Source organism: Legionella waltersii (assembly GCF_001468085.1).
Classification (GTDB): domain Bacteria; phylum Pseudomonadota; class Gammaproteobacteria; order Legionellales; family Legionellaceae; genus Legionella; species Legionella waltersii.
Window position 1 is genome coordinate 195,207 of sequence record NZ_LNZB01000038.1, and the last position, 10,040, is coordinate 205,246.

Sequence of the window (10,040 nt, forward strand, 5' to 3'; positions counted from 1 at the left end):
ACATAAATCTATTGATCATTTGTCTTCTATAAGTTAACAAAAATTCCTTTCAAATACTCTATAGAGTTATTAGTGCTAGCACTCAGTTGCAGTAGATAAGCATTTTCATTATCCCACCAAAGTGCATCATGTGGTCCATAACAATTATTAAAACTTGCAATATATATATTGCTCGAAATCAAACCACTCTTCGGATTTAGGACTGTTAAATTAAAATTACTATATCCACTAAATGAGTTCATATTAGGCAATCTAGAAAGTGCTGGTTTCTTTATTGGAAAGGAGGCTTTATTAAAAACACGAAACCACGCAATTTGGTTTTTCTTTCCATTTTTCGGAAACATAACAAATTGAATCTCTTCAATTTGATTTCCATTACCATAAATAATTTGACTATCCAGATTAAAATCTAAGTTAAGCTGGTTTAAATACTTTATATTGAGATCCGGTTTGCTGCTTCTAAGAATATTATGTAATGGCCATCTTAAATTCCATATACTTGAAGGTGGTTTATATTCATTTCTATTAATACATGCATTCTCTAGGCAGTTGTTGTAACGAGACCAATAGGATAGTTCAAAAAAATTCTTTTTTAAGATTTCATTTGATGATGAAAGAGGAGAAAAAAATTTACAAAGTTCTAAGAACTCTTCATCGTTCAAGTTACCTTCAAGTAGACGGAGTTCAATATTAGTCCCATGGGATAAATAAGTTAATGTTTTCGATTTTGAATAGTCATAGCCAATCCAACAAACATTTTCCTGATTCAATACATAGGGTTTCATTTCCCAAACCCAATGATCGTATAGAGCGGCGTGATCTAATGTTGATAATGGTCCAAAGTCATACAAAAATTGCTTACATCTTAAGAGAGCATTTTTATACTTAATATAGTAGTAATAAGAAGAGAAATGAGCAGAACACCAAGCAGACCATTTTTTAAATTGATAATGACCAGGTTGTTCATTATAAGGAATATCCTCTACTCTAAGTATAAAGTTAGATAAAACTGCCTCATCAGTATTGGGTACCAAAATAACAAAATTTACCTTTTCTTGAGCTAGTGTAGGTGTGATTTCATGCACTAAATTCATTAATTAATTCCAATCATATATATTAAGATTGATAGTTATCTATAATCTGGCGGGACTAAACTAATTCAAATAATTGTCAGATTGAATGTTCTTTTTCTGCCTCTTTCGTTTCATGTATTTTGTCATTACTCATAAAAAACCCTGTTATCGATGCCCTTACATGATTTCCTGCCGCATTTTCTACTTTTTTTATACAGTGCAGAATATTATTTTTAAAAATAACCAATCTATTGGGTTTGGGAACAATATAATATCCAATTCCGTCATCAGCATACTTATTCAATTCAGAGCTATTAAGATGGTATCCTACCTTTTTCTTCTTATTATTGATTAACGTCACTTCAGGATAATCGAAGTCAAGTTGAGGTGTAGGATTAATCAATAATTCAGCTCCCCAATTTATGTCCCAAATGGGATGGCAGTAATATACATAGGCTCCTGAAATTTTATACTTACCATCAGTATGCCAAGAAAGTCCTGAGCCTCTAGGATATAGATAAGGTCTAGCATAGAAGAAATCCCAATCTCTATCCTTGAAACCAATTAAATGAGAATAATCAGAGGATCTTGCAATTAATTCATTGATAAATAAATCAATGGTAGTGTTTGTAGGGTAAATTTGCTCTGTTGTGCAAACTTCAGGCCTAGGATGAGAAATAGTGACGCTTCCCCATAAAGGAGAACCATCCTCAAGAGTAAAAGCATTTACCCATCTAGAAGAGTGAACAAACTTGAATTTTTCAGTTTGAATAAAATTCCAAATTTTTTCGAAAGATGGTTGCTCTAGAAAGTTATCAATGACCGCGAGAACATCATTGTTAAAAACTAATTTCATATCAATATAAAACTATCAAAGGAGATACTTATATCTCCTTTATTTACCAAGGCATATATTCATCCTTATCTTCATCGGCATCAATTCTATTAGAATAATATACGTTCATAGCATCTCCTTATTAATATCCTTGAATAACAGTTCGGATTATAATTTCATTATTTCATCAAGACAATCATATTAAGGAGTGTTTTTTTACACTATGATCTATATAAACCCACAAAATGATTATTTATCTCGTATTTTGTTTGTATTTAGATCAAATATTGCTGCTATTTACTAATTGGCAAAACAAATTCATCATAGTGATTTGATCAACGTTATTTGGTATGGAATCCAGCAACGCTGGAGAATAAACCACAATTGCCATACACTGTGCTCTTGATACCGCAACATTAATGCGATTTTTATCAAAAAGAAAATTTAACCCGCGAGGAGACTCGTTAGCACTGCTTGCGCACATGCTTAGAAACACAACAGGCGCTTCTTGCCCTTGGAATTTATCTACACTCCCTACCCTAGCCTTATCTCCAAGAGCCGCTTTGAGTTTATTGACCTGATAATTATATGGAGCAACAAACAATATATCGTTCCAATCAATCATTCTTTGTTGACCGTTTTTAGCATTAAAAGTCCTTCCCAACAATTCATGAGCCAAAACAACAATTTGTTCAATTTCTTCGTCACTAGCTTGCGTATTGCCTTCATGCATCACGGGTACAGTGATTATTCCAGCTTCCTTGTTTAATACACCATGATACTCTGCAGGTACAGTTATTAATTGCTCATCATTCTCTGGAGCGGTTTCCAATTTACCCTCATATATAGCTTCGCTAATGAAGTGGTTTACAGCCGAATGCATACGGTATGTTGTTCCCAAAAATACACCCATGGAATCAGGTATAGTTGGGGTCGAATGTAACAGATAATCCAAAATCGATAAGCCACTGTCCTCTGGATGGCTTCCTTGTGAAGGCTGACCTAATTGCATCTGATCCCCCATTAAGATGATATTGGAGGTTGATTGACTCATAGCAATTAAATTGGCAACACTAACTTGTCCGGCTTCATCAATAAACAGATAATCAAAGGCATTTTCAAGATCATCTCTGGAAAAACCCCAAGCGGTAGTTCCTACAACACAGCCAGCCTGCAAAAAGCCAGCAATATCTTTATTTTCCAGCACACTAATCTTCAAATCATCAATAGCTGGGTCAGTATTACTTGCACAAGCAAAATATCCCGTAATTCCCTCTTTATGGCAGTATTGAGCAGTGCTAATCAATAAATTATTAATCGCTTTATGGCTATTGGAAGATATGCCTACTCTCTTACCTCGTTTAATCAATTCAGCAATTAAATGTTTACCCGTGTAGGTCTTACCAGCTCCTGGTGGTCCTTGTATCGTCAGATAACTGTGATCCAGATTCATAACTGCCTGAATGATTTCATTCAATCGTTGTTTAGGATCATGACTAGGAGCGATTGGCTGACCTGAATTATGTCCATTGATTCTGGGGATAGATTTACCCAGAAAATCAACTATAGCTGTTTGCGCAAGCTCCCCTTTTGCAAACGCTTCCGCCTGCTTTGTAATTGCTTGAGGTATTGGGTCAGGCTTAATATATTCATTCGGAATCAAAGTGATCGGGCTATCTGGCTCATCTTTTATCTGCAGTGCAATAATCCCATGATCCAAATCGCTACCTTCTGCATGATAAGCCGCTTTAATGTTTTTACCATCCGGAGTCTCATTCCCTAACAAATAGTAATCTTTTGCATTACCCTTGAATTCCTGAGTTGGATCAAATGAATATTCATAAACTAAATTACGAGCTTTGGGGGTTGGCTTATAAGGTAGTTTTGCAGTTCGATGACAAAAGGCCAGGCAATCAATATCATCGAGTAATTCTTCTTCACTTAGCCCTAATCGATCAAACAGACGCCAAAACACGGGTTTTGATTCACGTCTATGAAACTCGATTGACCATGCCATCACAGTATTAATTTTAGATAATTGTTCCTTACCCTCATCTTTTAATTGCGAGACTCGTGCCAGCAAGTTATTGCGAAGCTTAATACCCTCATTAATTTCTTCTTTAATTACAGGCTCAACTAATTCTGTTTTACCAAGGAAGCAAATGCCGCTGGATTTTTGCTTGTCTCGTAACCAGACTACTAACTCTTGAGTAGAATTACAATCATCAATATTATAAGAACGGATATCATTCAATACCTTGGAGGTTTGCCAGGTATCACCGTCAGGATTTTCTCGCCACCGTTCGTAAACAACAACCGAGTCTCCTCCAGAACCTACCTCCGTATCTCGTTTGGCACGGTATAAATGCTCAACATTTTTAATCGAATAACGTGGTTCGCCTATTAACAAGGCACCTTTTACAATTTTATATAAATCAACAAATACTTCATTGCGTAGTAACTGGTCAACTTCATATTCACACACACCATATCTGCCCATTAGTTTACGACAAGCTGTAATTTCATAACTGGCATAGTGGTAGATGTGCATGGATGGATCTTGTTGCCATCGTTGATAAGTCCATTCAATAAATGCTCTGAAACTCTCTTGTTCTTGATCTCTGTTATGCGCCCAAAAATCCATGTACTGACGCTGGTTATTATCGTCAAAATAAGTAACACCCCAAAGATACTCCAAACCTCCGTCTTCCAGCGGGAATCCTTCAATATCAAAAAAGATATCATTTTTGGATAGTGGGGGTAGTAAAGCCAATCCCTGCTTTTTTCCATCATCATTATTGATTAATTGGTAAGCTGGTATTTCTTTTCCAATACTTTCTTTTTGGATTTTGGCTTGAGCTTTTAGTCGCTCAAATAATTCAGGTTTCATGCCTTTTACAGTGTTACTATTTGCTTCGGCTAAAGCAGTCATGGTATTGATGCCAGCTTTATTCAATTTCTTGATTTGTCCTGAAGTAATGGTAGCGACCTGTATCAGGTGATCAGCTTCTAATAACAGACTTTCGGCATATGTGCTCCATCTTCCCCAGCTTCTTGATGAGGCTGGATCTGGACATTTATTTGGCTCAAAATGTAGATGCTCAGATAAAAATTTTTGTTTAAGATTCTGGTAGAAATAAAAATAATCATTAAGTCTAAATCGTTTTTGTTCCTTGTTACCTAGAATAATAGTGATATGCTCAGCCCTCTTTTGCTGCATTACTCCAAGCATTTCAGCATAACAACATAATTGCACCAGAAAATAGGCTTTAACTGACTTTGCTAATTTGGTATCCCAAATCTCATAGCAATAATCTCCAAAAATACTTTTACCTGGGACCTTAATTAAAAAATCCGCATACCCTTTAAAGGGTAACAATTCTAAATGTGCCTGATAAATGACATCTGCCCCATTTTTCATAGCATCAATAGTAGCTTGGTATGAATCAGACCGCTTACGCAAATTAGCAATTGTTAACCCTTTAGTTTCAAACTCAGCTAATACTTCTGACTCATGTTGATTTCCCATGTCATGCAAAACATCCAGCAACTCATCACTTTCATCAGGGGAGGGTATTAAATCCGGATGTATGATTGTGAGATGTTCCATCCATGAAGCAAAAGGACTCTCCATAAACTGTGTGAGATCTGATGGTGAGAATACAATTTGCTTGGATTCAAGATACATTTGAGCTCTACCCTGATTTGATTAATGACTTGTTTTACTAAATTTGGAAAATGTATAAAAGATCGCAATGAAATAACATTATATTATAGAGTATGACATAGGGTGTTGTGATTGGATGTAAGGGTGGCCAAGATTTTAGAGAATACCCAATGTTACTTTGATATCAATTAATGTCTATCAATTACATTTCAAAACTGGTACCAAAAAAGGTACCAAATTTTTACAATTTTTAACTTATTATCTGTAACTTATTGATTTTACTATGCCGCTGCGCAGAATCGAACTGCGGACCTTCTGATTACGAATTAGTGAATTATGGGTTTTAGCCAATTAGACACTCTTTGAAATTCTTTTAATATCCCTTTATTTACTTGATGTTACAGCATTATTACGTTATAAGTTCTATTAATGGATTTTAAATATTTGTGCGACACAAGTGCGACACAGTTGCGACACATTCAAAAACGAGTGTAAAAGTTAATTATGAAAATAACCAAAACAAACGTAGAAAACCTCCCTCTTCCTCAGGCAACGGAAGTAGGAAAAACGACACAAAAAAGATATTACGATGACAACCTGAAAGGCTTCGGCATACGTGTGACTTCTGGAGGAGCAAAAGCCTTTTTCGTTGAAAAATTCATAAATAAGAAACGTTGTCGCATTACTTTAGGGCATTACCCGGAATTGACTGCTGAAATGGCAAAAAACAAAGCCCTGCATCTTTTAGGGCAAATCGCCATGGGCATTGATCCAGTTGCTGAGAAGAAGGCAACTGAGGTTCGAGATATAACTTTGAATCAAGTCTTTAAAGACTACCTAAAAACCAGAAAGAACTTAAAGCCCAGAACTATAGATAATTACAAACACATATTAGATAAAGCCTTCACGAGCTGGAAGAGTAAACCTATGTTATCAATCACCAGAGATCGCATAGCTAAATACCACGAAAAGCTGGGCAACGAACATGGAGAAGCTTATGCTAATTTAGCCATGCGTATCCTAAGAGCCTTATTCAATTTTGCAGCCGGCCAGTATGAAGACAATAGTGGTCACTCCCTTTTCATCGATAACCCAGTAAAACGCCTGTCACAAACACGCGCCTGGTATCGCATTGAACGACGAAAAACCTATATTAAATCTCATGAGCTAGCAGCATGGTATGCTGGTTTACAGCAAATCCATAATGAAACATTACACGACTATCTGCTATTAATCTTATTAACGGGCTTACGCCGACAAGAAGCAGCGACTTTGAAATGGTCTGATCTCGACTTAAAAGCAAAATCATTCACTATCAATAAAACCAAAAACAATGAATCCCATACCCTCCCGCTTTCTGATTTTCTTTATGATCTACTGATTGCCAGAAAAGAAAAAGCAATTAATGACTATATTTTCCCGGGACCAGGTGCTGCAGGTCATATTATCGAACCACGTAAGACTATGGCACATGTGATAAAAAACTCCGGTGTTTATTTCACAGTTCATGATTTGAGAAGAACTTTTATCACCATTGCAGAAAGTCTGGATATCCCTGCTTATGCATTGAAGCGTTTAATGAATCATAAAATGAGTAATGATGTGACGGCTGGGTATATTATTGTTGATGTTGAACGGTTACGAAAGCCTATGCAGCTTATTACAGACTACATTTTGAAATGTATGGGCATAGTAAAATCTGCGGAAATAATATCATTAGAACAAATAAAAAAAGAGCCTCATGGATTTGAATAAATGTACGAATCTTGACAAGACAATGCATATGCATTACCATATAATATATACATTTTTATCGAGAAAATCATGGCTAGATTACTACAAACCGAATCCACCCTCACAGATCGATATCAAACAACTGTACCAGATGCTGTGAGAAAAGCCCTGCATCTAGGAAAAAGAGATAAAATTCGATACACCGTTCAATCTGACGGTCATGTTCTTATGACTCGAGCAGAGGAAGAGGAAGATCCAGTAATTGCTGAATTTTTGAATTTCATTGCTAAAGACATTCAAAATAACCCAAAAAATCTGACAACTTTAAATCAGGATTTAGTAACTCGCATCAACTCTTTAGTTGCAAATGTTGAAGTCAATTTAGATGAACCTTTAACCGAGGATGAACAATTAACTGAAAACCGAGTAACTCGCTAATGGTTGATAATTCAATAATAACAATAAATGGCTGGGTTATTTTATGCCATCCTCTTTTTTTGCAACAAGTAGAGGCATTGGCTAATGAGGTAGAAAATGCAAAAGAAAAGGACCCTTCAAATTTTCATACACGAAACTCGACAAAAAAATTAGCAGCCATTGCTAAATTAGCTTTTGAAAAAATTCCAAACGATCCTGCAGCTACAGAATTTCGACAAGGATCAACATTAGGAAATAACCACAAACATTGGTTTCGAGCTAAATTTTTTCAGCAATATCGATTATTTTTTAGATACCATCAAGAAAGTAAAATAATTATTTATGCTTGGGTTAATGATGACAGTTCTAAAAGAGCATATGAGAGTAAAGCAGATGCTTCTCATATTTTTCGAAAGATGCTGGAAAATGGACATCCTCCAGATAATTGGGATGAATTACTTAAAGAAGCAAATAACACTTCGTTAATGAAAAAATTGACTACTAGTTTGGATGCTTTGAAAAGTTAATATATACGATCTGATAAATACGCACCTTCCGTTTAATGAAATTTCTCCCAAATTTGAGGCCGTTCATCAATTAATCATAGGCTAATGGTGAAGCCAAACGTATCCAATTTGGATCGCAATGAGATCCAAATTATAAGTAAATTTATAACATAGATTCGGAACGCACTGCGTTCCATATATCATCATCTCTAATTTGGAACACACCGTGTACCAAATTAGAGAAAACAAAAAAAATGATAGACAGTGTCTGCCAAATTCAAAAATCTAAGCATCAGTATGTTCCATTTTGGAACCCACTGCTTAGATTCTCAAAATGAACTATCCGGGATTTCCGGATAGTTCAAAATTAAAGAATATAATAAGCAGCACTATATTGAATATTAAAATCTAAAGCCTTAGCAATTGGTTTAGAATTTTTCCCAGTTTTCTGTATTTCAATAATTCCATAACGAGCCATTGTATTTAGTGTCCGACTCAAATTACTCGGCTCACGCATACTTAGGACAGCAAGCGCTTTAATTGATTCAGGCTTTTGCTCAGCAATTATTTTCAATAACCTCATGTTATTTTCATTTAATACTTCACATAGTGATTTGATTTGAAGTGACCCCAATGTCTAGACCACGATCCGAAAAATATTTGAGAGATCCCAGCCATTCTTATTTATGTTAAAATTTGTTCACGGTGCAGGCGGGGACGCCGATGACCGTGACGTGATTTAGGGCGGTTTATTCCGTCCTAATCCTTTTTCCGGTTAATTAAATCACGTCTTTAAATATCCCGGGGTTTGGGGTGGAACCCCATTTAAATCAGGAAGCCGCCGCAGGCGCTTCATTAAAATAGAAGCTTGCGGGAGTATTATACCTGAGTGCCTGATGTGGCCTGACATGATTATAAAAATTCATGTATTTAGCAATCTCTTTTTTCAAGTTTTTTATAGAATCATATGCGTTAAGATAAAACTCCTCCCTTTTGATGTTGCGCCAAAATCGTTCAATGTAAGCATTATCAAGACACCGACCTTTGCCTGTCATGCTTATTTGTATGCCATGTTCTTGTAAACAACTTACCCATTCCTCACTAGTAAACTGACATCCCTGGTCGCTATTAATTATTTCGGGTGTTGCGTTTTTCAGAGCTGATTTTAAAGCATCCATGCAAAACTCAGTTTCAAGTGTAGTCGATAGGCTCCAACCGACAATATAGCGACTATGCACATCGATAAGCGCCACCAGATACACAAAGCCCGACTCCAAGCGCAAATACGTTATATCAACCATCCATGCTTGATTCGGTCTTGTAATTTCAATATCCCTTAGCAGATATCGGTGCACTGCATGCCTTTTATTGCGCCGGCTCGTGTTTGGCCCCGGATAAATTGCGTATATACCTCCAAGAGCCATTAGCCGCTGAACACGTTTGCGATTAACCGAACGCCCTTGCTTTCGTAATTCGATGGTAATGCGGCGATAACCATAAAATGGGTACTTGTTCCAGATATCTCGAATCTCATTGAGCAAACCCACATCATCTACATCTCTTGCTCTAGAGGCGTAATACAGCGTGCTACGATTTACTCCAAGGAGCGTACATTGCCGTCTTAGACTGATATCCTTGTTATCAACGTTCACGAATTGTCGCCGTTGTTCCCGTGGAGTTTGCTCCAGCACTTTTTTAGGAAATCTCGCTCTACTGTAAGTTCCCCGATTTTTTCATAGAGCACTCGCTGCGCTTGTTCATGTTCTGTTGCCTTTTTAGCGGCTTTGTCCGATTTATTGAATAAATCA

At 36.4% G+C, this 10,040-nt stretch carries 8 protein-coding genes; 3 read left to right on the forward strand and 5 right to left on the reverse strand.

The window, feature by feature from the left end; genetic code table 11:
* Window positions 1–26: 26 nt before the first annotated feature.
* The 3 genes from Lwal_RS08580 to Lwal_RS08590 form a co-directional block, all read right to left on the reverse strand.
* On the reverse strand, window positions 27–1,094 hold the full coding sequence (locus Lwal_RS08580) for a hypothetical protein (RefSeq protein WP_027270658.1): 1,068 nt from the start codon (window positions 1,092–1,094) through the stop codon (window positions 27–29).
* A gap of 76 nt (window positions 1,095–1,170) precedes the next feature.
* Window positions 1,171–1,929, reverse strand: a complete 759-nt coding sequence (locus tag Lwal_RS08585) for a 2OG-Fe(II) oxygenase (protein WP_058480384.1) — start codon at window positions 1,927–1,929, stop codon at window positions 1,171–1,173.
* 259 nt (window positions 1,930–2,188) lie between these two features.
* Window positions 2,189–5,596 (reverse strand): TM0106 family RecB-like putative nuclease, encoded by a 3,408-nt coding sequence (locus Lwal_RS08590; protein ID WP_058480385.1) that lies wholly within the window; start codon window positions 5,594–5,596, stop codon window positions 2,189–2,191.
* 483 nt (window positions 5,597–6,079) lie between these two features.
* On the opposite strand from Lwal_RS08590, the gene Lwal_RS08595 reads away from it, so the two are divergent.
* From Lwal_RS08595 to Lwal_RS08605, 3 genes are all read left to right on the forward strand, one after another.
* On the forward strand, window positions 6,080–7,330 hold the full coding sequence (locus Lwal_RS08595) for a tyrosine-type recombinase/integrase (protein WP_058480386.1): 1,251 nt from the start codon (window positions 6,080–6,082) through the stop codon (window positions 7,328–7,330).
* Between the two features lie 69 nt (window positions 7,331–7,399).
* A complete protein-coding gene (locus Lwal_RS08600; RefSeq protein WP_058480387.1) occupies window positions 7,400–7,747 on the forward strand; it encodes a type II toxin-antitoxin system PrlF family antitoxin in 348 nt (115 codons plus the stop codon).
* Window positions 7,747–8,253, forward strand: coding sequence for a type II toxin-antitoxin system YhaV family toxin (locus Lwal_RS08605; protein ID WP_058480388.1), 507 nt, complete (start codon window positions 7,747–7,749; stop codon window positions 8,251–8,253). The genes Lwal_RS08600 and Lwal_RS08605 overlap by 1 nt, the downstream gene beginning before the upstream one ends.
* A 346-nt stretch (window positions 8,254–8,599) precedes the next feature.
* Here Lwal_RS08605 and Lwal_RS08610 read toward each other — a convergent pair whose 3' ends face one another.
* Together Lwal_RS08610 and Lwal_RS08615 are read right to left on the reverse strand one after the other, a co-directional pair.
* On the reverse strand, window positions 8,600–8,866 hold the full coding sequence (locus tag Lwal_RS08610; protein WP_133141266.1) for an HVO_A0114 family putative DNA-binding protein: 267 nt from the start codon (window positions 8,864–8,866) through the stop codon (window positions 8,600–8,602).
* Window positions 8,867–9,062: 196 nt separating this feature from the next.
* Window positions 9,063–9,923, reverse strand: a complete 861-nt coding sequence (locus Lwal_RS08615) for an IS3 family transposase (RefSeq protein ID WP_083500071.1) — start codon at window positions 9,921–9,923, stop codon at window positions 9,063–9,065.
* Window positions 9,924–10,040 lie beyond the last annotated feature (117 nt).